General features: G+C 51.7%; 20 protein-coding genes. 12 read left to right on the top strand and 8 right to left on the bottom strand.

Features of this window, described 5'->3' with window-relative positions; translation table 11 throughout:
- Positions 1 to 16: 16 nt before the first annotated feature.
- From EG028_RS10245 to EG028_RS10230, 4 genes are read right to left on the bottom strand one after another with little or no spacing between them, the layout of a single operon-like run.
- Entirely contained in the window at positions 17 to 862 is an 846-nt protein-coding gene (locus tag EG028_RS10245; protein ID WP_120516610.1) for an arsenite methyltransferase, read from the bottom strand.
- Between the two features lie 55 nt (positions 863 to 917).
- Positions 918 to 1247 (bottom strand): ArsR/SmtB family transcription factor, encoded by a 330-nt coding sequence (locus EG028_RS10240; protein WP_120516611.1) that lies wholly within the window; start codon positions 1245 to 1247, stop codon positions 918 to 920.
- 52 nt (positions 1248 to 1299) lie between these two features.
- Positions 1300 to 2025: a tetratricopeptide repeat protein gene (locus tag EG028_RS10235; protein ID WP_162946459.1), complete on the bottom strand. Its 726-nt coding sequence runs from the start codon at positions 2023 to 2025 to the stop codon at positions 1300 to 1302.
- A complete protein-coding gene (locus tag EG028_RS10230) occupies positions 2022 to 2603 on the bottom strand; it encodes an RNA polymerase sigma factor (RefSeq protein ID WP_120516613.1) in 582 nt (193 codons plus the stop codon). The genes EG028_RS10235 and EG028_RS10230 overlap by 4 nt, the downstream gene beginning before the upstream one ends.
- A 208-nt stretch (positions 2604 to 2811) precedes the next feature.
- Between EG028_RS10230 and EG028_RS10225 the strand changes: the two genes are divergently transcribed.
- The 4 genes from EG028_RS10225 to EG028_RS10210 all read left to right on the top strand — a co-directional run bounded on the left by EG028_RS10225 (position 2812) and on the right by EG028_RS10210 (position 9663).
- Positions 2812 to 4824 carry a DUF7849 domain-containing protein gene (locus EG028_RS10225; RefSeq protein WP_120516614.1) on the top strand — a complete coding sequence of 671 codons (2013 nt, stop codon included), beginning with the start codon at positions 2812 to 2814 and terminating at the stop codon, positions 4822 to 4824.
- Between the two features lie 136 nt (positions 4825 to 4960).
- The gene (locus EG028_RS10220) at positions 4961 to 5914 is read left to right on the top strand and encodes a hypothetical protein (protein ID WP_120516615.1); all 954 of its coding nucleotides are present in this window, start codon (positions 4961 to 4963) and stop codon (positions 5912 to 5914) included.
- Positions 5915 to 5958: 44 nt separating this feature from the next.
- Complete coding sequence (locus EG028_RS10215) at positions 5959 to 6915, top strand: hypothetical protein (RefSeq protein WP_120516616.1); 957 nt, start codon at positions 5959 to 5961, stop codon at positions 6913 to 6915.
- A gap of 72 nt (positions 6916 to 6987) precedes the next feature.
- Positions 6988 to 9663 carry a CHAT domain-containing protein gene (locus EG028_RS10210; RefSeq protein WP_120516617.1) on the top strand — a complete coding sequence of 892 codons (2676 nt, stop codon included), beginning with the start codon at positions 6988 to 6990 and terminating at the stop codon, positions 9661 to 9663.
- Here EG028_RS10210 and EG028_RS10205 read toward each other — a convergent pair.
- Positions 9622 to 10155: a MarR family winged helix-turn-helix transcriptional regulator gene (locus EG028_RS10205; RefSeq protein ID WP_120516618.1), complete on the bottom strand. Its 534-nt coding sequence runs from the start codon at positions 10153 to 10155 to the stop codon at positions 9622 to 9624. The genes EG028_RS10210 and EG028_RS10205 overlap by 42 nt on opposite strands.
- Before the next feature lie 154 nt (positions 10156 to 10309).
- On the opposite strand from EG028_RS10205, the gene EG028_RS10200 reads away from it, so the two are divergent.
- The 3 genes from EG028_RS10200 to EG028_RS10190 are packed head-to-tail and all read left to right on the top strand — an operon-like array spanning position 10310 to position 14231.
- On the top strand, positions 10310 to 11353 hold the full coding sequence (locus EG028_RS10200; RefSeq protein WP_120516619.1) for an HlyD family secretion protein: 1044 nt from the start codon (positions 10310 to 10312) through the stop codon (positions 11351 to 11353).
- A gap of 3 nt (positions 11354 to 11356) precedes the next feature.
- Complete coding sequence (locus EG028_RS10195; RefSeq protein WP_120516620.1) at positions 11357 to 12937, top strand: DHA2 family efflux MFS transporter permease subunit; 1581 nt, start codon at positions 11357 to 11359, stop codon at positions 12935 to 12937.
- 19 nt (positions 12938 to 12956) lie between these two features.
- Complete coding sequence (locus tag EG028_RS10190) at positions 12957 to 14231, top strand: TolC family protein (protein ID WP_162946461.1); 1275 nt, start codon at positions 12957 to 12959, stop codon at positions 14229 to 14231.
- A gap of 110 nt (positions 14232 to 14341) precedes the next feature.
- Here the strand turns inward: EG028_RS10190 and uxuA are convergent, their stop codons facing one another.
- From uxuA to EG028_RS10175, 3 genes are all read right to left on the bottom strand, one after another.
- Positions 14342 to 15508, bottom strand: a complete 1167-nt coding sequence (uxuA, locus tag EG028_RS10185; RefSeq protein ID WP_120516622.1) for a mannonate dehydratase — start codon at positions 15506 to 15508, stop codon at positions 14342 to 14344.
- 70 nt (positions 15509 to 15578) lie between these two features.
- Positions 15579 to 16898: a glycerate kinase type-2 family protein gene (locus EG028_RS10180; RefSeq protein WP_120516623.1), complete on the bottom strand. Its 1320-nt coding sequence runs from the start codon at positions 16896 to 16898 to the stop codon at positions 15579 to 15581.
- Positions 16898 to 17320, bottom strand: a complete 423-nt coding sequence (locus EG028_RS10175) for a hypothetical protein (protein WP_123864626.1) — start codon at positions 17318 to 17320, stop codon at positions 16898 to 16900. Before EG028_RS10175 ends, EG028_RS10180 begins: the two co-directional genes overlap by 1 nt.
- A 200-nt stretch (positions 17321 to 17520) precedes the next feature.
- Between EG028_RS10175 and EG028_RS10170 the strand changes: the two genes are divergently transcribed.
- The 5 genes from EG028_RS10170 (at position 17521) to EG028_RS10155 (ending at position 23226) form a co-directional block, all read left to right on the top strand.
- Positions 17521 to 20610: an amidohydrolase family protein gene (locus EG028_RS10170; protein WP_120516625.1), complete on the top strand. Its 3090-nt coding sequence runs from the start codon at positions 17521 to 17523 to the stop codon at positions 20608 to 20610.
- Between the two features lie 21 nt (positions 20611 to 20631).
- A complete protein-coding gene (locus EG028_RS10165) occupies positions 20632 to 21933 on the top strand; it encodes an amidohydrolase family protein (protein ID WP_120516626.1) in 1302 nt (433 codons plus the stop codon).
- Positions 21934 to 22031: 98 nt separating this feature from the next.
- Positions 22032 to 22508, top strand: a complete 477-nt coding sequence (locus EG028_RS10160; protein WP_394364018.1) for a DUF6934 family protein — start codon at positions 22032 to 22034, stop codon at positions 22506 to 22508.
- Between the two features lie 25 nt (positions 22509 to 22533).
- Positions 22534 to 22689 (top strand): hypothetical protein, encoded by a 156-nt coding sequence (locus tag EG028_RS27675; protein ID WP_162946463.1) that lies wholly within the window; start codon positions 22534 to 22536, stop codon positions 22687 to 22689.
- A 159-nt stretch (positions 22690 to 22848) separates the two neighbouring features.
- The gene (locus tag EG028_RS10155; RefSeq protein WP_120516628.1) at positions 22849 to 23226 is read left to right on the top strand and encodes a rhodanese-like domain-containing protein; all 378 of its coding nucleotides are present in this window, start codon (positions 22849 to 22851) and stop codon (positions 23224 to 23226) included.
- Positions 23227 to 23228: the final 2 nt, after the last annotated feature.

The following is a 23228-nucleotide window of genomic DNA, read 5'->3' as shown; positions in this document are numbered from 1 at the left end:
GTCATGCGGTCGGGATTTATTTGCAACAATCAGTACCGCAGCAGGCAGCGTTCTCTACTGGCTTTTCCGCATACACGGTAAGGCTGTATACGCCGGTTTCGCTTTGTTTGAAGGCTTCCAGTTCTGCGGCGTCAAGGTATCTGCTTAAAATATCATCCGGGATAATGATCTTTTTTTCTTTTTGAATGGTAATGTTCCCAAAACCGGTTTGCAGGATAAAATCAAGATAGGTGTCTTTTTGAATGGCTCCGGATACGCATCCGGCATACATTTCCGCCGCTTCGCGGATGTTGGCGGGCAATTCGCCTTCCAGCACAATGTCTGAAATGCTGAAATGTGCGCCGGGCTTCAGTACCCGGTATATTTCTTTGATCACGGCTTCTTTGTCCGGCACGAGGTTAAGCACACAATTGCTTACTACCACATCCGCGGTGTTGGCGGATAACGGCATTTTTTCGATATCCCCCTGCCTGAACTCCACGTTGTTGTACCCTAGCTTTTCCGCATTGATGCGGGCTTTATCGATCATGGCGGGCGTGAAGTCTATGCCGATCACTTTACCGGTTTCCCCGGTCATGGCACGGGCTATAAAACAATCGTTCCCGGCGCCCGAGCCCAGGTCTATCACTACATCGCCCTTGCTGATTTTCGCAAATTGAGTGGGGAGGCCGCAGCCAAGGCCGAGATCCGCGTCAGGATCATAACCTTCCAGGCCGGTGTAATCATCTGTCATGATGTTGTACACTTCGGTGGAGCAGCCGCCCGCGCCGCAGCAGGAGGCGGCATTTTCTTCCCTGCTTTGCAGGGCTATCTCGCTGTATTTCAGTCTTACGATCTCTTTGAGTTGTGTCGGTGTAGCCATGGTGTTTAAAGTGCATTGTTATATTGCAATATTGCGATGAATAGGAGCAAAAAAATCAACAGCAGGGATTCTTGTTGTCGTACGCGACAAAAAACGTATCGAAGGCAGCTTTATATTGTTTCCAGACCTTTGGGTCTATGCAGTAACAAACGCTGGTGCCTTCAATAGTGCCCTGGATAAGACCGGCGTTTTTAAGCTCTTTCAGGTGCTGGCTGATAGTGGCCTGTGCAAGCCCCAACTCTTCCACCAGGTCGCCGCAGATGCAGGCATCCGCCTTTATCAGGTGCTGGATGATGGCAATGCGCGCCGGATGGGCCAGCGCCTTCATCATAGCGGCCATCTTATTCTGTTTGTCTGTGAATATTTCCGATTTTGTCAATCCCATATCTATCGCAATATTACGATGTTTGTTTTATCCGGCAAATTTTATTTTTTGACTACAGCTTTTCCAGCAATTCTCTCGCCTTGGCATAAATGTCTGCATCCTCCGGTATCTTCTCCAGCCATTCCCGGCATTTATCCTCGTTTTTTTCCTTCAGGTAACTGAGCGCCATAAAAAACGCGCCTTCATATTTAAAAACCGATTCGCCGTTGTAGATCGCTTCCAGGTCTGGTCGGGCTTGGGCAGGTTGTTTGTTTTCCAGGTAAGAAAGGCCGCGGTAATAACGGGCATAGGCGTTATCGGGCTGGTCTGCCAATACTTTGTCCAGCGTGGTGATAGCCTGGGCGTAATGGTGATGATTAAACTGGTGGGCGGCATTGGCCAGCAGTGTATCCGTGCCGGTGCCGCGTTCCGCCGGGGAGATCATTTCTTTGGCGCCATATTGCTGGTAAAGGTCCTGCTCCCATGGGCTAAGGTACAATATGAGCGCCACGGCGGCGGCCAGCGAGGCAATAGCCAGCAGTGACCGGTTGAAACGTACCACTTTGGCGGGCTGTTTCGTAATGACGGGACGTAACTCGTGCAGTGTTTTTTTTAGTTCCTCGCGTTGAGCGTCCGGCTGAAGGGTCTGACGGAGGGTGGCCTCCACATTGCGCCAGGTCTGAAGCGTGTGAAGCAGGTCCGGCTCCGTTTCCAGGCGGCTTTCGAAGGCGGCTTTGGTATCCGGGTCCATATCGCCGGAGAGATACCGCTCTATTAATTCGTGATCTAGTTCGTTCATGTCAGTCCCCATTTTGAAAGATTTTCTTTAATCTCGCTGATCAAAGCGGCCATACATTCCGATTTCTTTTTCCGGAGATAACCGTAGGTAACGCCCAGTTTGGAAGCGATCTCTTCCTGCGGTTTGTCCGTCAAAGACCAGCGGATAATTTCCTGGCAGCGTTCGCCCATCTTTTCGAGCATGGCTTTAAAGAGGCGTGCTTTTTCGTTATCCGCCCATGTTTTTTCGGCGTCCCGGAAGCTGTCTTCTCCCAGGTTAAATTGATCGTCCAGGTCTTTTGTTACCCCCTGCCGGCCTCTTTTTTTCAACTCATTGAGCCATTTGCGCTTACATACCATCAGCAGGAAAGGCTCAAAGGGGCAGGTGAGCACAAGATTTTTGTAACGGGCCTGGTTGTAAATATCCACGAGGGATTCCTGGAAGATGTCCGCCGCATCGTCTGCCGTGCCGCTGTTCTGCATTATATAATGCTTCACCCGCGGGGCGAAACGCCGGTAGATCTCTCCCACCACCTGCGCTTCGTTGTTCAGCAGGGCGTGGATAAAATACTGGTCTGCATGAGGGGTTTGGGTGGACATATAGTTTTAAAGATATTAAAAATCCCGGGGTAACAAATCACCGGCTTTGTTGATCTTCTTCTGAAAGCTCCTGACCTGTTAACGCCAGATACACTATGAAGGCCTCCCGTGCCATACGGGAGCGCCTTTTGTTGTTGACGGAAAAACGCTATATTAACACATTCGGATCTGTCAGGCCTGGAGCAGCACTTACCCTAAATACCTCTATATGAACAAACATATCAGCGCCGCCGCTATATTCCTCGTTATGGCCTTCCCGTTGGCCGCACAGCAGAAAGCCGCACCTGACACCATTCCTGCCGTGATAGAAGTAGGGCTGGAGGAAAACAAAGCCGCACTCAGCGCCACACTCCGGCCGTTGCGCCAGATAGCCGGGGCGCCGGAAGCGTTCTATACTTATTTCTGGGAGTTCGGGGATGGCACTTTTTCTTTTGCCCCGCAACCGGTTCATCATTTCAAAGACACTGGCGATTACGAGATCCGTTTATACGCCACGAATAACTATGACGATGGCAAAGCGCCCAAAAGCAAACCACGCAAGATCAAAGTGAAAAAGACCATGTATGCCTCGCTGGGCAATCCCACCGGCTTTTTCCAGGAGTCGGACATGCTGGCCATGAAGGCGAACCGTATGCCGAAGCCCGGCGAAGAAATGGTAACCGTGGTGGGTTACCGCCATCCCGGCGGCGGCGGGAACGTAAGCGGTTCGTTGTTGCTGTTTTATAATGAAAAACAGTTTGCGCGGAAAAACTTTGTAATGGCGGATGCGCGCGCCTATCATGGCGAACGTAAGTCCGTACTGGATTCAGTGATGGCTTTTGCCCCTTCGGATGAACTGTATATGCCGCTGGCCGGCCCGGCAGTGAATGGCGAAGTATCCCTGCTGGTAGAAAAAAACGCGGCCTGGAATGCCCTGGTGGCTGAAAGGACCGCCACCGTCAGTGCAATGCTGGCCGAAAAGAAAAGCCTCTTCCGTGAGCAGGATGTATGGCGGGTGGAAAACCTGAAAGCGGGTGAAGAAAAATACCTGTTCCTTTCCCTGGAAACCACGCCGGAGATGATCAAAGACACCAATGCCGTGGTGACCATCAGCAGCCTGTTTGTGCCGGATGATCCGCTGATGCCGGTGAGCCAGTATAACCTGGAAATGCAGATCGTAGCCTCGCACGACCCCAATCGTATGCAGCTCAGGAACCGGCGGATGAACTACCGATTTGTACGTAAATCAAAAGAGCTGAGTTATAAAGTACAGTTTCAGAACACCGGTAAAGGTCCGGCGGGTAAAGTAGCCGTCGGCGTGGCCGTGCCCGGTATGCTGAACGGGCAGACGCTGGAGATCACGGACTATTCACCCAAATGTGTGATGTGCGATTCCGCGTATGAAAGACAAAGTTGCCTGGATACGATCGTCCGCCAGGACAGTATCTTTTTTGTATTCAATAATATTTATCTCAAAGGTGTAAAACAGGAGGGTGTGGAAGACCAGGACTCCACCAAAGGATTTATAAAATACCGCATCCGGTTCAGCAAGGAACTAAAGAAACTGCCTTTCAGCAGCCAGGCTTCCATTGTATTTGACAGGAATGAGCCCGTGATCACCAACCGCTCCAAAGGCCGCTGGATGCCGGGTATTTCACCGGGTGTGATCATGGGGTACGGCATCGGTTCGGGGAAAGATAAAATGCCGTTCGGCTTGCCTGCGGGTTCCCTCGGATTCAGCGTTTCCACCTATTCACCTTACCGCGTGTACCTGCAGGCGGAAATATATCTGGGCCTTCAGCAGAAAAATGAAACACTTACTTCCTTCTCCCGCGATCAGCGCGATACTTCCATTGGTACCGGCAAATACATCATACAGGGCCGCGAGAATTTTGAGATCGTGAGCAGAACTACTATGGATGTAGTGCCGCTGCATGTGCGGTACAACATCACATCCTGGCTGGGCGTGGGTGCGGGTGCGATGGTGAGTGTGGTGGTGGGAGAGAAAAAACAGGAAAAGAAAGTGGTGACGGTGATGGCGCAGCCGCCCTCGGGCGCACTGGAAAAATTTGACAGATTGGCCGGATCGGTGAAAGAGCGTTTCACTGCTGCGGACGGCGCGTTGTTTGCCGATCTGAACCTGGGCATGGTCAGAGCCGGGCCATCGTTGGGCGTCCGCGTGTTGCAGTATCTGAAAGATTCGCAGCAGCGGGTGTTTTTCTATGGTATCTGGCGGTTCTGAGCCACAGGGTTTGTGACGCCGGATCTGGTTATAATCTCTATGGCGGCAGTTCTGAAAAGGGCTGCCGTTTTTTCATATACATACATTAAATAAAATAACTATTTTAGCTCAAATATTTAACCCGAACCCTTATTCTATGAAAACGAAGATCATGCTTGCGGCGACGTTTCTGGCCGCTGTTATTTCATGTAAAAAAAACGGGCAACCTGCTGACCAAAAGGAACCCGTACACTTCAAAGAAGTGACCCTTAAGCTTACGGGAGACTTTGACGTATCACAATCGCCACTGGGCAGAAAGGCCGGGGGAGATATGGCCGGCCGCCGTGTGTTCCGCGATAGCACTATCTATGTCTTCCGTATAAATTCGTATTTGGGCATCTATGGCGGCGCATTTACAGATCCGGATAATCTGCGCATTATGGTTCCCGAAATGGCGGATATTGGGATTTTCGCGATGGCTATACGTAAAGGCTCCGGTAATGGGCTTTATTATACCTGGAGAGGCGGACTGCCATACTACGAAGCGCCGATTTATGACACGCTTCATAACAGGATGGAAAAAGTGAAGACCGGCGGAGAAACGCATTATCCGATGTTTCCGCTCACTAACCTTGCCGTTACACATCCGGATGATACCTCTCTCTCCCAGACATTCCGCAATCCTGAACTGGATATTTTCTGGTCCGATACCACGATCCATGTAGACAATGTTTCTTCCCAGATAAACATAAGGCTGAAAAGAAGAGCTTTCGGGCTGGAACTGGCACCCCAGAATTTTATTGCCGGCCGCCTGTTCGTAAGTTTCAACGGGCAAATGACCCAGAAAGAACTTACGCCAACGGACATCCCTCATGATCCGTTCATTTTCACCGTACAGGAATTCCTGAGCCGCGACACGGCCGTTATTCCTGTCCGGGTGGAGTGGCAACGGCCTAACGGCAATGTAGTGCTTGTAGGCGAAAAGAATGTGACGTTCCGGAGAAACATGCTCACGAAAATATCCTTCAGCCTGGAGAACGGGACTTCCGCCAATGTAAATCCCATACTGGTAGACACAACCGTGACCGGTGTGAAACATGTCATATTCTAACAGACCGTGCCTTAAAAATCAATACTTAACCGAATACCTTTATTATGAAAAAAAAGATCATGCTGGCGGCCATTGCGCTGGCAACACTAGCTGCCTGTAAAAAAAATACGGAGCAGGTGCAGGATGAAAAACAGCCTGTTAAAATGAAAGAAGTAACCCTCAACCTGACAGGGCTTGAGGTTACCGAATCCCCGCTAGGCAGGAAAGCACCGGGCGATGAAGCATACCGGCGTTTGCTGCTGGACAGCACAATTTACGTAGTGCGTGCGCATTTTTGGGGCGAGCAGGCTGCTACAGCTTACGGTGGCGCATTTACGAACCCGAACAATATCAAACTCCTGGTCCCTGAAACTGGCCAGGCGTGGATCGTTGTTCATGCATATAAAAAAGGTTCAGGTGGTGGTTTGTATCATACCTGGGTGGATGGTAAGCCATATTTTGGGCTTCCCATTTTCGATACACTGTCAAACAGGGTGGAGCCGGTAACCGAATACCTGCATTACTGCGACACATTGAGCAATTTCAGGATCACAAAACCGCTGGATACGCTGAATTATACACAATACGAGTATTCCGAGGTGGATGCTTTTCGCGTAGATACTACCTTCAGCATTGCAGCTGCCGGTTCCCAGTTAGTTTTACGGCTGAAAAGGATGTCTTTCGGTTTCGAATTTTCTTCACCGAAATTTACCAGCGGGCAATTGAAAGTTTCTTTTAACGGATTGATGGATCCCAAAGTGCTGACGCCCGCCAATATTACGGGAAGCCGTTTCTTTTTCACCCACCAGTTATATAAGCATGGTGGGTATGTTCCGCCGGTACCGGTAAAAGTCATCTGGGAGCCCGGTGACGGACGGGAGATATTGATCGGTGAAAAGAACGTGGAGTTTAACAGAAATACACTTACAAAATTCAGGGTCAACCTGCCAGATCCTCTTACCGGCGTTACACCGGTATTGACGGATACGACATGGAGCGGCTCTGAGGAGATTGATTTCTGATCATGTAGTCCGGCCGGAAACCTTTTCCCGGCCGGACTAAATATAACGCAGGTACGTTATCTTTAATACCGAATGGCTTGCCTGCGTTATATCATCCTTTTCCTATGCTGCTTCCGGTTTACGGCAGGTTTCAGCCAGCCCGCTGATTCACTCCGCCTTCCGCCTGAGCTGGCCCGCAAAGCGGCCGCCCTGCAAAAAGAAAATAACCTGGGCGAATGGCTCTACCTGCAAATGGACTATGCCGCGGAAGAACCCGCCGAAAGGCTCTCCCTGCTGATGAACCTGGGGAAACGCGCGTGGCGTGCACCGCAAAACGAGACTGAACATTCCGCCTGGTTGGACATGTTGACCTATCAGGGCTATTACCAGATGTTCACCGGCAATATCCTTCCTTCCATCACTGCCTACGAAGCCGCGTATAACTACTACAACGAACAAAAACTAACGGACCCGGATATACTGGAATATATCCTGAAGCCGCTGGGCAATAACTACACCCGTCTCGGCGATTACGAACGCGCCGGTTTTATCCAGGAACGCAGCCTGGACATCGCTCAGAAACAAAAGGATCCGCTGCAAACAGCCGCCGTATATAGCAACCTGGCCGTTACCTGCCTGATGCAGGAACGTTTTGATCTTGCAGGCGCCCATGCGCAGAGCGGGCTGCGGGTAGCGCCGGCGAACAGCAGCGTTACCGGCTTGTTGCATTCCTCTCTCGCTGAAATCTATATCAGGAAAAAAATGCCGGACAGCGCCGCCATACACGCTGCGCTGGGCATACGCATATTACAGCAGCCGCAGATACTGAAAACGGAAAACGCAGGTTACTGGCTGGCTTCCGTGTTGCAGGCGAATGGAGATGTGGCGATGTTAAAAAAACAATACGGGGAAGCGGAGAAGTGGGATGAAAGATCGCTTGCCGTGCTCAATAAATTTTATCCCGACGCGCGCAACCGCGAAAAGGCGAGAGTACTGGTAAAACAAGGGAGAGCTGCATTGCAGAAGGAATACGCACAACCCCGATACAATTCGCTGCTTCAGCCTTTCGACCGGGCGCTGCGATACATGCTTCCCGCTCATACATCCGGGTGGCCGGCGAAAGAAAAACTGTACGGCGACTTTACCATTGCCGATGCCATAGAAGGCCGCGCGGACGCACTGGTACGGGCAGGCCGCCTGAAAGAAGCGCTGGAAGGTTACCAGCTTATTTTTGATATTGAAGCCACGTTGCGAAGGGAGTTTTTCAGCCGGGCCACGCGGCTGCTGCACCAGCGGCAAAGCCACGCGCTGGCTGAGAAAGCGATGAACGCCGCATATCTTTTGTGGGAGCAGGGCAAGCAGGAAAAATACGCATGGGCCATGCTGCATATCATGGAAAAAAGCAAAGCGCAGGTGCTTTTGCAGGAACAGGTGTTTAATAGGCAGCAGAGCCGCCTGGGCATGAAAGATCCGCTCCTGGATGAACAGCAGCGCATGCAACAGGCACTCGCCTACTACGACCGGGAAACCGCCGTTTCAGGTAAAAAAAACGCGGCCCGCGATGAGCTGGCCTATAACCTTTCACAACTCCAGGTCCGGATCAGGAAAAAATACCCGGATTATTTTGAACCTGTGCGCGAAAATTCCCTTCATTCAGAAAAAGATATCCCCGCGGGTCTTACTGTAAAAAGCCTTTTCTCCGGTGAAGACCACCTGTATGTAGTGGATATCACGAGCGCGGGTATTCAGTCCGTCCGCCGGCTGGACGATGGGGAAGGAAAACAATCTTTCCTGCAACACTTCGTCACCACGTATTTCCACAATGGCCCCGCCGCCATGCAGAACTCGCCGGCAGCTTATTACCGCGATGCCTACCAGGTATACCAATGGCTCTGGAACGGTCCCGTGGCCCCGCGTTATCTCCTGATCCCTGACGGCTGGTTCGGTTATCTCCCCTTCGATGCTTTGATCACGGACAGCACGTATAAACGAAATACAGCACAATGGCCTTTCCTGCTGAACCAAACCGTCACCAGCCTCGCTTATTCCCTTCAAACCTACCGGCAGCAATCACCCGCGGCAGGTGAAAACGATGCAAAACTTACCGGCTTTTTTATTTCCGCTGTAGGTCTGCCCGCCGTGGAGGAAGAATACAAAGCGATAAAAGAAGCCGCTGCCGGTCTTTATTTTAAAGACAACAAAGCCACGCTCGCCGCCTTCCGGGAGCAGCTGGGGCATGGCGGGATTCTGCACCTCAGCACACATGCATCCCTGGAAGGGGATCAGCAACTGCCCGCTATACAGCTGGCGGACGGGCCATTTTACCTGTTTGAATTATATACAAGGAAGTTCCGCCCGGGGCTGATCGTATTGAGCGCATGCAGAACGGGCCAGGGCATGATGGCGGAAGGGGAGGGTATCATCAGTCTTGCCCGTGAATTCACAACTTCGGGCGCCACGGGTATTGTAGCCGGCCTCTGGAACCTGCACGACGCTACTGCCGCGAACCTCACCGGCGATTTTTACAAAGAGCTGCGCAACGCCGCAGACCCTGCCATGGCGCTTCATTCCGCCAAACAGCAATGGTTACGGAACGGGAAGGCAAGCCAGCAGCTGAAACTGCCTTATTATTGGGCGGCTATGACATACATCGGCCACCCGCAAACCGTAGTGCCGGAAAAACCTGTAGGGAATAAAATGTGGTATTGGATCCTGGGCGCAGGAGTTTTACTGGTTGTCGTTGTTGGTTTCCGGCGAAGCAGGCGCTGATTTTTTCTCAGCCCCAACCCCGGCGGGGAAAATACCTTCCACTAGGCGGAATAGGATATCCCGCAGCTGTTCGGCGTCTTTCTCCCCGATAATGCCGGTATAAAACGCCTGGATCTCCTGCACCGCGCCGGATGTATCGATCACCAGCTGTTTCCCCTTATCACTGAGGAAAATGACCGTGGCGCGGTTGTCTGTTTCGTGCTTGCGGGTATAAATGAACCCCATGGCCTCCAGGTTTTTTACCACCTTGCTCATGGCCTGCTTCGTGATACGGGCCTTTTTTGCCAGTTCATTATTGATAGTGCCTTCAGGTGAAATATTCACCAGCAGGACCATGTCTCCTATCTTAAAATCTTTATAACCAGTTTGTTGTAAGTATTCGGTCAGGCGGGCGTCAAAATCCTTTTTGACGATGCTGAGCAGCTTCACCAGCAGCCGTGGCCTGCGGGCTACGATCTCCTCCAGTTGCTTGTCTAAATCAGTTGTAGTCATATTGTGTACGCTGTTTTGGGTACAGTGTTTCCTAAAATACCCCTTTTGTCACATAAAGTTAATAATATTTATTTAATAGTCAACCTGTTTGTCTATTTAGTAAACTTGGTTTACCTTTGCGTGCGTAATACAATACTACAAAACACACATTACAATGGAAACAGCAAATGCGAACCCTCGGAAGGGTAAATTAGTCGTGCGCCTCATCTTCATCGGCATCCTCATAGCCGGGGGCATTTTCGGGGCTAAACAATGGCTTTACGCCCGCCACCACGAAACGACAGACAACGCACAGGTAGAAGGCCATTCCGCTCCCGTTATAGCCAGGGTAGCCGGTTATGTAAAAAGCCTCAATGTTCAGGATTATGGTAACGTAAAAAGGGGTGATTCCCTGCTGATGATAGATGATGTGGAATACCGCATCGCCTTGCAGCAGGCTGAAGCGGATTACCAACAGGCTGTGGCCGACCTGGAAACCGCGAAAGCCAACCAGATCAACGCTTCCGCATCCATCAGGGTAGCCGACGCGAACGCGCAGGTGGCACTGGTACGGAAAGACAAAGCGGCGGCCGATCTCCATCGCGACCAGAGCCTTTTTGATGATCAGGCTATTACCAACCGCCAGCTGGACGATACCAAAGCAGCCAGTCTTACTAACGACAGGCAGTACCAGGCGGCGCAGGACAATATCACCCTGGCCCGTTCCTCCGTACAGGTAGCCGCTGCAAAAATATCGCAGGCGGAAGCGCTGGTAGCCAGCCGCAAGGCAGCCGTGGACCAGATGAAGCTCAAACTTGGCTATACCAATATCACCGCGAACATCAACGGCCGTATCGGTAAAAAGAACATAGAGCCGGGCCAGTTTATACAGGCCGGTCAAAGCCTCTTCACTATCGTGGACGAAAACGGTTTTTACATCGTCGCGAATTTCAAAGAAACACAGCTGGCTCACATCCAGGTTGGCCAGGAAGCGGAAATTGAAGTGGATGGCTACGGAGACCTGAAACTGACAGGTCATGTATCTGCCATCTCCCGCGCAACAGGCGCCAAATTTTCCCTGCTGCCTCCGGACAACGCTACGGGCAACTTCGTTAAGATCGTGCAGCGTGTGCCGGTTAAGATCATCATTGATAATGCAGACCAATATCTCGACAAGCTGCGTGCTGGCCTGAGCGTAGAAGTGGCCTTAAAATACTAGTGTATGTCACTCAAACCGAAAGGATTTGCCAAGTGGATCATTGTGGCCACGGTGATTTCGGCTACCATGCTGGAACTGATAGACACCACGATCGTAAACGTGGCGCTCTCCCAGATCAGCGGTAACCTCGGGGCCACTATCGAGGATGCTTCCTGGGTCATTACGGCATATGCGATCGCAAACGTGATCGTGATCCCCATGACAGGGTTCCTTGCCTCTTATTTTGGCAGGAAAAATTACTACCTGGCATCCATCATCATATTTACATTTTCATCTTACATGTGCGGAAACTCCGGCGGGCTCTGGGAGCTGGTAGCCTGGAGGTTCCTGCAGGGCGTGGGCGGCGGTGCGTTATTGTCCACCTCGCAGTCCATTCTCTTCGATACGTTCGAGATCTCCGAAAGGCCTATCGCAGCCGCCATTTTTGGTATGGGTGTGATCATCGGCCCCACCATCGGGCCTACGCTGGGCGGTATGATAGTGGACAATTTCCACTGGAGCCTGATATTCGACATCAACGTACCGGTAGGTATCATCGCGGCTTTCCTCGTATTTAATTACATAGATAAGCAGCCGAATGAATACAACATCAACCGGAAAGCCATCAAGATCGACTACTTCGGCATCCTGATGCTGATAGTCTGGGTGGGGAGCCTGCAATATATCCTGGAAAAAGGCCAGTCTGAAGACTGGTTTGCAGCCCAACATATTGTGATACTCACCATTGCGGCGGTGGTTGCGTTTGTATTATTCATCTGGTGGGAACTGCGGACGGATTCGCCGGCGGTGAACCTGCATGTGCTGAAGAACCGGACGCTGGCCATCACCACATTGCTCACGTTTATCATGGGTGTCGGGATGTATTGTTCCATGTTCGTGTATCCCGTGTGGATGCAGCGTGTGATGGGTTTTACGCCCACGCTCACGGGAGAATCGCTTTTCCCGGGGGCTATCGTTGCGGCAATAATGATGCCCATGGTCGGTAAAATGATCCAGCGCGGTGTACCGCCGAAATTCCTGATCACCTTCGGATTCTTCAGTTTCGCGGTGTTCTGTTTCTGGATGTCTACCGCCAGTGCCGAAGCCGGTGTGATGTTTTTCTTTTTACCCTTATTGCTTCGCGGTTTTGGCGCGGCCATGCTGAGCGTACCGCTTACAAACCAGGCGGTATCTGGCCTTACGCCGATGGAGATGCCGCAGGGTATTGCGATCAACAACATGCTTCGCCAGCTGGGCGGCTCCTTCGGTATCGCGTTTATGAACACGTATGTGGCCAGGCAATATTCGGTGCACCGCACCCAGTTGCTCAACTATGTAACGCAAGACAGCCCGCAGGCCATAGAACGGGTGAATCAAACCGCAAACGCCATGGCCGCCAAAGGTGTGAATGCCTTTGACGCACACCAGGTGGGGCTTAATATTTTAGATGGAATCGTGACCAAACAGGCATATGTACTCACCTACCTGGATGCTTTCCGCATTGTGGGCATCTTTTTCATATGCGTGCTGCCACTGATGTTCTTTGTAAAAACACGAAACGTAAGCGCGGCAGCCATGAAAGAAGCGGCGGAACATGCGCACTAATATTAAAATGATAACAACGATGAAAAAGATATTTCTCATTATACTGACCATCTCCACTGTAAAGGCTTCCGCGCAACAGGCGCCGGAAGACCTCAGAAGCATGGTCAAACATTCGTTCGATCACTTTTCGGAGATAAAAGCGATGGAAACGCAGCAAAGGATCGCCGCGGACAGGACCGTGATGGCCAAAGCCAATCGCCTGCCTGAAGTGAATGGCGTAGCCAGTTACACGCACTTGTATCCCGTTCCGAAAATAGCATTGCCAGGCAGCGATTTCGCTTTCCAGCCGGTGCCGGCCGAAAACGTGAACGCAGGCGTGGAAGCGCGCCAGCTGCTGCTGGACTTTGGTAAGTCAGGCAGCCAGATCAAACAAAGCCGGGCACAGGCCAGCCTGCTGGGCACACAAACCGCGGAAGCGCGCGAAAAACTCGCGTACCAGGTAGCGGACGTTTACCTCGCCATTGCTTTCCTCCAGGACAATATCAACGTGCAGGACGCGAACATTAAACTGCTGGAAGAAACGGAAAAGATGGTGGAGAACAAACTCAAACACGGTGACGCGATAGATCTGGACTTGCTGAACACCCGCGTAAAACTCGAAACCTACCGCAACCGCAAAGTGGATTTCCAGAACTCGCTGCAAAAACAGCTGGCCAACCTGGAATACCTCACCGGCGAGCCTTTGAAGGATACTATCCGCAGCAATTTCAGCTGGCCCGTACCTTCCCTCCAGGATGTTTCATTTGAAGGAAACTCCGCTGTTAAAACCGCTGTGGAAAAAGAAAGAGTAGCTGAAGTTGGCGTGGAACTGGCGAAAAGCCAATACAAACCTTCTTTGTTCGCCGAAGCGGGAACGGGTTACAAAAACGGTTTCCTGCCTGATGTGACTACGCCGAAGTTCAACTACAACGCGGGCGTAAGCCTCTCCGTTCCTATATTTCACGGGAAAAAACTGCGTACGCAGGAACACATTGCCGCAACCGAAGTGGAAGTGGCCAAATGGAACACACAGGGCATAAAAGACAATATCAAAAAAGAAGCCGCCCAGCAACAGTCGGATATAGCCGCCAGCCGCGAAAGGCTGCAAACGGCGGAAACGCTGCTGCAACAGGCCAACAGGGCTTTGATGCTGGCGCAGAGCCGTTACAAAAACGGGGTGATCACTTACCTTGATCTGCAAAATGCACAGACCTCTTTACTGGAAGCGGAGATATCCAAAATACAATATCAATACCAGCTCTCCGTGAGCAGCCTGGCATTGTTACAACTGAATGGAAATGAATTCTGGAAATAGTTATAAAGAGAATTACGGATGGAATGTCCGTAGTTTTGTTTTCGTAGTGTGTGTTTAAAAAAAGCCCGGTCCTTCGTGGATCGGGCTTACTTTTTTTATGTGAAAGCACATTATGATTTTCCTGCAATCCCCATTTCAAGGCCTCTCAGTTCCGCAAGGCCTCTCAGCCTGCCGATGGCGCTGTAACCGGGATTGGTCTTTTTATTCAGGTCGTCCAGCATCTGGTGGCCGTGATCGGGGCGCATCGGGATGGATCCGTTCCTTCTTTTCATTACCGCCAGTATGTTTTTTACCACACTGTACATGTCCACATCGCCTTCAAGGTGATTGGCTTCGTAGAAGTTGCCAAGCGCATCGCGTTTGGTGGCGCGCAGGTGGATGAAGTGGATGTGTTCGCCAAGACGGTCCACCATGCCGGGCAGATCGTTGTCTTCCCGCACACCGTAAGAGCCGGTGCAGAAACAAAGGCCGTTTGCGGGTGAAGGCGCGGTGGCCAGCAGTTCTTTTGCATCCTGTTCGGTGCTTACCACGCGGGGCAGGCCCAGGATCGGGAAGGGAGGATCGTCCGGGTGGATAGCGAGCTTAATGCCCACTTCTTCCGCCACCGGCACGATCTGCTGGAGGAAATAAAAGAGGTGCAGCTTCAGTTTGATGGCATCCACGTCCTTGTATTTGTCAAGGGCACCCTGGAATTGTTCCAGCGTAAAACTTTCCTCGGAGCCGGGAAGACCCGCGATGATGTTGCGTTGCAGCAGATTTTTTTCATCGTCCGTCATGCTGTCGAACTGTTCTTTCGCGCGGGAGATCTCCTCCTGCGGATAATCGTTCTCAGCCCCCGGGCGTTGCAGCATGAACAGGTCGAAGGCCATGAACTGCGCTTTATCGAAACGAAGGGCTTTGGAGCCGTCTTCAACGGTGTAGGCGAGGTCTGTACGCGTCCAGTCCAGCACGGGCATGAAGTTATACGTTACGGTATAAACGCCGCAGGCCGCGAGGTTGCGGAGGCTTTGCTGGTAGTTCTTAATATATTCTTTGAACCGGCCGGTTTGTGTTTTGATATCCTCATGCACGGGCACGCTTTCCACCACTGACCATTTGAGGCCTGCGGCTTCTATTTCCTGTTTGCGCTGGAGTATTTCTTCTTTGCTCCATACAACGCCGTTCGGAACGTGATGCAATGCAGTAACTATCCCTGTGGCGCCGGCCTGCCGGATGTCTGATAGGCTTACCGGGTCTTTGGGCCCGAACCACCGCCAGGTCTGTTCCATTCTCAACATACGCTGATTGTTTTTTTAATTTCCCAAAAATAGAATCAAAAAGGAGATATGCAAATTATCGGTAAGAAAATCAGGGTTTTTGCAGCAATAGCACCATCACATCCATCACATTCGTGCCGGTATGCCCGGTTCTGACGTGGGTGCCGGTCTTCTCAAAAAAATGCCAGCTGTCGTTCTGCTCCAGGAAAGGCCGGGGATCGGGGGCTGTGGCCAGCACGGATGCGTTGATCACCGCGCCTGCTGCGTCCGTAGGCCCATCTATCCCGTCTGTACCGGCGGAAAGGAAGCTAATATGCGGGGCATGCTGTAATAACAAACCCGTGGCCAGCGCCAGCTCCTGGTTCCGGCCGCCCAGGCCCGCGCCTGTCACTTTTACGGTCGTCTCTCCTCCCGCCAGAATACAAGCGGGATAAGGCCCTTCGTAATTCAGCGCCAGTTCCGCGAGGGTCTGGGCCAGTTCCCTGGCCTCCCCTGCGGCCGCGCTGGTGAGGATACGGGTATGGTAGCCCATCGTTTCCGCTTTTTCCGCCGCCGCTTCGATCGCAATGCGGTTGCTGGCGGCAATGAGGTAGCCGGAATGAGAAAGTTCGCCGGGTTTGGCCGTTTCAGGTATGATGCCGGCCATTCCGTCCTTAATATGTTGCAGGATGCCTTCAGGAAGGCCTTCTGTGAGATGATATTTTTCCAGTACGGCCCATGCTTCGGCGAAAGTGGACGGGTCGGGGACGGTAGGGCCGGAGCCGATCACGGCCGGATCGTCTCCCGGAACATCCGAAAGGATGATCGTGAACACATTGGCCGGCAGCAGCGCACGCGCCAGCTGGCCGCCTTTGATGGCGGAAAGATGTTTCCGCACGGTGTTCGTTTCGCGGATGTCCGCGCCGCTCTTTAACAAAGCATTAAAAAGTTCCTGTAATTCCTCCATGGTAGCGCCTTCCGGGACATCGGCCAGCAGCGAGGACGCACCGCCCGAAAGCAGGAATATCACCAGGTCACCGGGCTGAAAGGCGGATGCCATATTCAGCATGGCGGTGCCCGCGATCACGCTGTTGAGGTCCGGTACGGGGTGTGCGGCGGTGATGACGGTGGTTTTTTGCAGCGTGTAGGCGGGGAGGTGATTGGTGACTACCAGTCCCTGCGTGATCCTCCCGCCCAGTATCTTTTCCGCTTCAAAAGCCATGGAAGCTGCGGCTTTGCCAGCTCCCAGCAGGAAGATACGGAGAGGATGCTCTGATTCGGAGGCGCCTGTAACCTGCTGTAAAAACTGCGGCCCGCGATGTTTTCCGGGCGCGGTGATCCCCTGCAAGGCTTTCTGCATAAACTGCTGCGGCTGCACGGCAGCTACAGCATGTTCAAAGATGGCAACGGCCTGTTGCAGAACGCCTTCCATCAATGATCTCCTTTACGGGCCTGCCTTTTGTCCTGCTTGCGGTCCATTTTAGCCTCCACCTGCGCCTTTTTCTTCATTTCCCAATCGTTCCACTTTTTGTACTGAGAGGAGGAAAGCACTGATTTAAAACGGTTATTGCGTTCCGCGTCCAGCTGCTGGTATACCTGCATCCGCTGGCGGGAGGTTAGGGAAGTGTTCTGGCGGGCGGCGTCACGACGTTTGGTAATGTCTTCATTGATGCCGTAGATCTGCTGGTGCTGCTCTTTGGTCAGGTCCAGCTCTTTATACAGCTTGTCGCTCAGTTTGTCCGCCTTGTCGGCCGCGTCCCAGCGGTCTTTTTTGATTTTCGTGGTGTCCTGTGCGTATGCTGCGCCCATGGCGAGGAGGAATAGCATAAGGAGGCTCCATGTCTTATTTTTCATAGCTGTGAATTCACGCATTTTCCTGCAAGTATTATACCGCTCGTAAAATTTATACTAAAATAGTACGATATGCGGTCAATCATTTGTTAAATTTAGCACTTGTAGCTGTATTGTGACCGTATGCCGGAAATACCAAGATCTAAACCTGTGCCCCGGCGGAATAATTATCAGCCTTCATCTAATTCTAAAAGCAAACCGAAATGAAATCAAATCCGCTAACTGCCGGTATCACACCGGCACAAGGGAAGAAGCACCGCCGCTTCCTGATAACGCGTTTACGGTACCGTTCCGTATTCGGCGTTGTAGGATGCCTCCTGGCAGGCTTTGCAGCTAACGCTCAGCAAACCTGGCCGGTGAACGGCGTTGCCGAACCGCGTGAATCCTGCTATGCATTCACCCATGCCACCATTGTAAGAGACGCACAAAACACATTAAAAGACGCCACCCTCGTGATCCGCGACGGAAAGATCACCGCAGTGGGCGCCGGCGCCGCCATCCCCAAAGATGCAGTGGTGATCGATTGTAAAGGGAAATTTATTTATCCCTCTTTCGTAGATATTTACAGCGACTACGGCATGCCGGCCGCACAGCCCCGCACATTCGGCGGTCGTGGCGGCGGAGCGGCGCCCCAGATGCTTTCCAACACCAAAGGCCCCTACGGCTGGAACCAGGCTATCAAAAGCGAAGTAAATGCCGTACAGGTATTCTCCGCGGATGAATCCAAAGCAAAATCCCTCCGTGAGCAAGGTTTTGGCGTGGTGCTGAGCCACCAGCAGGACGGCATCGCCCGTGGTACGGGGGTACTGGTGAGCCTTGCTTCGGAACGTGAGAATATGACCATTCTCCGTGAAAAGGTTTCCGCTCATTATTCTTTTGAAAAAGGCTCTTCCACACAAGATTATCCTTCTTCTCTCATGGGCTCCATCGCCCTGCTGCGCCAGCAATACCTGGATGCCCAGTGGTACAAAGGCAATCCCGCCAAAGAGGGCGTGAACCTCAGCCTGCAATCCTGGAACGACAACCAGGGCCTCCTGCAGGTGTTTGACGCGGGCGACAAATGGAACGTGCTGCGCGCGGACAAGATCGGTGACGAGTTCGGTGTGCAATACGTGATCAAGGCAGGCGGCAACGAATACCAGCGTATTCCTGAAATGGCCGCTACCAAAGCGACTTTTATCCTGCCGCTGAACTATCCGCAGGCAATGGATGTGGAAGATCCCAACGACGCCCGTTTTGTAGCCCTGGCGGATATGAAACACTGGGAACTGACGCCCACGGAGGCCGGTTCTTTTGAAAAAGCGAATATTCCTTTCTGCCTTACCACCGCGGAACTGAAAGACACCAAGTCTTTCCTCGCAAACCTGCGTAAAGCCATAGAATACGGTCTTTCCGAGGAAAAAGCACTGGATGCGCTCACTAAAACGCCTGCCACGCTGCTGAAGGCCTACGACCGCATCGGCAGCCTGGATGCCGGCAAGCTCGCCAACTTTATCATCACATCCGGTCCTGTGTTCCAGGAAAATACCGTGTTTTTCCAGAACTGGGTGCAGGGTAACCGATATGTGCTGAAAAACGAAGGATGGCAGGACCTCCGGGGTTCCTACACCATCACGCTTTCCAATGCAGGCAGCGTGCCGGTGGAGATCAAAGGCACACCCGCTTCGCTGAGCCTTGTGAACAAAGACACCATTCCCGGAAAGATCGATGTGGAAGGCCAGCTGGTGAAGATCGTGATCAATACCAAAAAAGATAATTCACAACAGATCCGCCTCAGCGGCGTCATCAGCCAGCAGGCTGGTGTCAGCAAATGGAGCGGCTCCGGTACAGATGAAAAAGGCCAACCGCTGACCTGGGAAGCTGTGCTGTCCAAACCTTTTGTGGCTAAGGCAGATTCAGCGAAGAAAAAGGAAACCCCGCAATACGGGAAGATCTATTTCCCCTTCTCCGGTTATGGTTATGAAACCCTGCCAACGCAGCAGGACGTATTGATCCGCAATGCCACCGTTTGGACCAACGAAAAGGAAGGCAAACTGGAAGGCGCGGACGTACTGGTACGAAACGGTAAGATCGCGCAGGTAGGTAAAAACCTCGCCGCGGGTAACGCCAAAGTAATAGACGGTACCGGCAAACACCTTACGCCCGGCATCCTGGACGAACACTCGCATATCGCCATCAGCCGCGGTGTGAACGAAGGCACACAGTCCGTTACTTCCGAAGTCCGTATCGCGGATGTAGTGAACCCCGATGATGTAAACATCTACCGCCAGCTGAGCGGCGGCGTTACTTCCTCGCACCTGCTGCACGGCTCCGCCAACACTATCGGCGGGCAAAGCCAGCTGATCAAACTGCGCTGGGGCGCCAATGCGGAAGACCTAAAATTCAAAAACTGGGACGGCTTCATCAAGTTCGCACTGGGTGAAAACGTAAAACAGTCCAACTGGGGCGACCGCCAGCGTGTTCGTTTCCCGCAGACGCGTATGGGCGTTGAGCAGGTGCTGGCAGACGCCTTTACCCGTGCCAAAGATTACGAAAAAGCAGGCCCCAACAAACGCCGCGATCTTGAGCTGGACGCATTGGTGGAGATACTCAACAAAAAACGTTTCATCACCTGTCACTCCTACGTACAGAGCGAAATCAACATGCTGCTGAAAGCCGGTGACAAATACGGTTTCCAGGTAAGTACTTTCACTCATATCCTGGAAGGGTATAAAGTGGCCGACAAAATGAAAGCCCACGGCGCTGGTGCATCCACCTTCGCAGATTGGTGGGCGTACAAAATGGAAGTTGTGGACGCGATCCCGCAGAACGCTACGATCATGCAACGTGTGGGTCTTACCGTTGCTATCAACTCCGATGACGCCGAAATGGCCCGCCGCCTGAACCAGGAAGCTGCCAAAAGCGTGAAGTACGGCGGTATGCAGGAAGAGGACGCCCTGAAAATGGTAACCCTCAATCCCGCCACGCTGCTGCACGTAAGCGACCGCATCGGCAGTATCAAAACAGGCAAAGACGCGGACCTCGTACTGTGGAGCGATCACCCGCTGAGCATCTACGCCAAAGCGGAAAAAACGATGGTGGACGGTACCATTTACTTCGACCGTGACCAGGACCTGCAATTGCGCAAACGCATTTCCGAAGAGCGTAACCGCCTGATCGGTAAAATGCTCGGGGAGAAAAAGAAAGGCGCGCCCATGGGCAGGCCCGTACCCAGCCGCGAAGAGATCTACCATTGCGAAGACCTGCAGGCAGGCCATCAGCATCATATCATGGACGATGTTTATCAACAGTAATCATCCGAAAATCGAAACAACATGCAAAAGACATTCATTTATATACTGGGCCTTTCCCTTTGCAGCACCGCCCTCCGTGCGCAGGAAACGGTGTACCCCGCCAAGCCGCAGCAGGGGCTGGTGTTCCTGAAGAACGCCACCATTCACGTGGGTAACGGGCAGGTGATCCAAAACGGCACCATCGGCTTCAACAACGGCAAGATCATGGCGGTAGGGGCGAACGTAGCCATCCCCGCGGATGATGTAAAAGTATTCGACGTGAACGGCCAGCACGTCTATCCCGGCCTGATAGCCCCGGAAAGCAACCTGGGCCTCACGGAAGTAGAAAGCGTACGCGCTACGAACGATTACGAGGAAGTAGGGGAGATCAATCCTTCCGTGCGTTCCATCGTGTCTTACAATACTGATTCCAAAGTGATAGCCACCCTCCGTACCAACGGGATATTGCTGGCGCACGTAGTGCCGCAGGGCGGCCTGGTGACCGGCAGCTCTTCCGTAGTACAGCTGGACGCATGGAACTGGGAAGATGCCGCCTATAAAACAGACAACGGCATTCATTTCTTTATGCCCCGCCTGATGCCCCGCGCCAATCCTTTTGGCGGAGCGGCCGCTGGCCCCGCCACCGATGCGGTGAAAGAAGCCATGGAGAAAGTGGCCAGCGTTAAATCCTTCCTCCGCGCCGCACAGGCATATAACACTGCTGCACAACATGCGGAAGTGAACCTGAAATATGCAGCCGTAAAAGGTCTGTTCGACAAGTCCCAGAAACTTTTCATTCATGCGGACCTCGTGAAGGAACTGATCGTAGCCGCCGATTTCGCAAAAGAGCTGGACATTGATGTGGTGATAGTGGGTGGAACGGATGCATGGATGATCACCGATGTGCTGAAGAAGTATAACATCCCCGTGATCCTCAGTCAGCCGCACAGCCTGCCCGTTATGGCGGACGATGATGTGGACCAGCCTTATAAAACGCCTGCCCAGCTTCAGAAAGCCGGTGTGCTGTTTTGTATCAGCAACGAAGGTTTCTGGCAGCAGCGAAACCTTCCCTTCAACGCAGGCACCGCCGGCGCTTACGGCATGACGAAGGAAGAAGCACTCAGCTCCGTGACCCTGAACGCAGCGAAGATCCTCGGCATCGATGACAAAACCGGCTCCCTCGAAGTAGGCAAAGATGCGAACATCGTAGTGAGCACCGGCGACATCCTCGATATGAAATCAAGCGTGATCACCCGTGCTTATATCCAGGGCCGCGAAGTGAGCCTGGAGGATAAACACAAGCAGTTGTACGAGCGTTACAAATACAAGTATGATCTGAAATAGAAGAGTTTTTTTATCCGGAAAGTAAAAAGGCGTATTGCAAATAATGCAATACGCCTTTTTACTTTCCGGATCCGTTTGGCTTTGACAAATTTATTAAATTGCAAAGATCAAAAACCACCAGATTGAATACGCCGCCTTATAAAGTAGAGGTTAAAAACTCTACTATGTATACGTTTGCAAGTAATGGCCCTAAAGGAATTTTTGTCAAGGAGGTTGTAATAACACCGCTTATAAAATCCGGATACTATAATTTTGGATTCGGCGATGCGTGCCCAGATGGTAGCATTGATGATGAGGTAGAAACTAATAATGGGGACTTAATTAAAGTCTTTGCAACCATAATTAGTATAATTGAAGACTTTCTGGAAGGAAATCCAGGCAGCACACTTTATTTTACCGGAAGTACTCCACAAAGAACGGTTGTGTACAATATAATTTTGAAGCGATATTACCTGCAATTTTCCAGGAAATATTTGATAACGGGTATTCAAAGAGTTAATAATATATTATCAGAGACTGAATATAACCCGATTGAAGTTGAGGAATACGAAGGGTTTTTCGTACGTAAAAAGTAGTATTTTTGTAATAAATTGGGACTATATGCCAGTGATAAAGAAAAATCGAACTTCCAAAAAGAAAGTAGATAGGCCTTTTACAAAAAAACAGGGCGTATCAGCGGCATTTAAGAAGAAGATTGATAAAGCAAACAAGATGCTTGAGGAAATTGTATTCCTCAAAAAACCTTCTGGTTGTTAATGTGTTATAAAGCTACTTTTATATAATTTCCAATGATGCCAGGAACATACATTCCTGGCATTGCTTTTTAGAGCGATTTAACTAAATCGAGATACTTATCCCCCCTCCTGACATACCCTTGTCATTCGCCCGGTTCAACTTTGTATTAAATCAACGGATATGCAAATGAGGATCACCACCACCAGGCTCTTCGGGCTCGCCGAAATCACTCCTGAAGAGGTACGTAAAAGACTGGGGCAACCGGGCTTTATCGCGATAGACAATAACAGCTGCGCCTCCTTCCGCCGCCATCATATACCCGGCGCCCGCCACCTGGACCCCGGGGATTATTCCGCGCATGAGCTCAGTGACAACAAACAGGATACCCTGGTTTTCTATTGCTTTGATGCACTCTGCGGCGCCGGGCCTTATGCCGCCAAAAGGGCGAAAAACATGGGTTTTGAGAATGTGTTTGTAATGACCGCCGGCCTCACCGTCTGGCTGAGGAAGGGTTATCCCGTGGAAGCTGAAATAAAAAACGGCGCAGCCGCGGACTGATT

The sequence above is a fragment of the Chitinophaga barathri genome (assembly GCF_003807585.1).
GTDB classification, from domain to species: Bacteria; Bacteroidota; Bacteroidia; order Chitinophagales; family Chitinophagaceae; genus Chitinophaga; species Chitinophaga barathri.
Note: the sequence above shows the minus strand (reverse complement) of the source record. Positions and strands in the feature narration are given on the sequence as shown.

Coding starts and splice junctions, on each gene's coding strand:
- EG028_RS10245 (WP_120516610.1), bottom strand. CDS start 862: ATGGCTACACCGACACAACTCAAAGAGATCGTAAGACTGAAATACAGC.
- EG028_RS10240 (WP_120516611.1), bottom strand. CDS start 1,247: ATGGGATTGACAAAATCGGAAATATTCACAGACAAACAGAATAAGATG.
- EG028_RS10235 (WP_162946459.1), bottom strand. CDS start 2,025: ATGAACGAACTAGATCACGAATTAATAGAGCGGTATCTCTCCGGCGAT.
- EG028_RS10230 (WP_120516613.1), bottom strand. CDS start 2,603: ATGTCCACCCAAACCCCTCATGCAGACCAGTATTTTATCCACGCCCTG.
- EG028_RS10225 (WP_120516614.1), top strand. CDS start 2,812: ATGAACAAACATATCAGCGCCGCCGCTATATTCCTCGTTATGGCCTTC.
- EG028_RS10220 (WP_120516615.1), top strand. CDS start 4,961: ATGAAAACGAAGATCATGCTTGCGGCGACGTTTCTGGCCGCTGTTATT.
- EG028_RS10215 (WP_120516616.1), top strand. CDS start 5,959: ATGAAAAAAAAGATCATGCTGGCGGCCATTGCGCTGGCAACACTAGCT.
- EG028_RS10210 (WP_120516617.1), top strand. CDS start 6,988: ATGGCTTGCCTGCGTTATATCATCCTTTTCCTATGCTGCTTCCGGTTT.
- EG028_RS10205 (WP_120516618.1), bottom strand. CDS start 10,155: ATGACTACAACTGATTTAGACAAGCAACTGGAGGAGATCGTAGCCCGC.
- EG028_RS10200 (WP_120516619.1), top strand. CDS start 10,310: ATGGAAACAGCAAATGCGAACCCTCGGAAGGGTAAATTAGTCGTGCGC.
- EG028_RS10195 (WP_120516620.1), top strand. CDS start 11,357: ATGTCACTCAAACCGAAAGGATTTGCCAAGTGGATCATTGTGGCCACG.
- EG028_RS10190 (WP_162946461.1), top strand. CDS start 12,957: ATGAAAAAGATATTTCTCATTATACTGACCATCTCCACTGTAAAGGCT.
- uxuA (WP_120516622.1), bottom strand. CDS start 15,508: ATGTTGAGAATGGAACAGACCTGGCGGTGGTTCGGGCCCAAAGACCCG.
- EG028_RS10180 (WP_120516623.1), bottom strand. CDS start 16,898: ATGGAAGGCGTTCTGCAACAGGCCGTTGCCATCTTTGAACATGCTGTA.
- EG028_RS10175 (WP_123864626.1), bottom strand. CDS start 17,320: ATGAAAAATAAGACATGGAGCCTCCTTATGCTATTCCTCCTCGCCATG.
- EG028_RS10170 (WP_120516625.1), top strand. CDS start 17,521: ATGAAATCAAATCCGCTAACTGCCGGTATCACACCGGCACAAGGGAAG.
- EG028_RS10165 (WP_120516626.1), top strand. CDS start 20,632: ATGCAAAAGACATTCATTTATATACTGGGCCTTTCCCTTTGCAGCACC.
- EG028_RS27675 (WP_162946463.1), top strand. CDS start 22,534: ATGCCAGTGATAAAGAAAAATCGAACTTCCAAAAAGAAAGTAGATAGG.
- EG028_RS10155 (WP_120516628.1), top strand. CDS start 22,849: ATGCAAATGAGGATCACCACCACCAGGCTCTTCGGGCTCGCCGAAATC.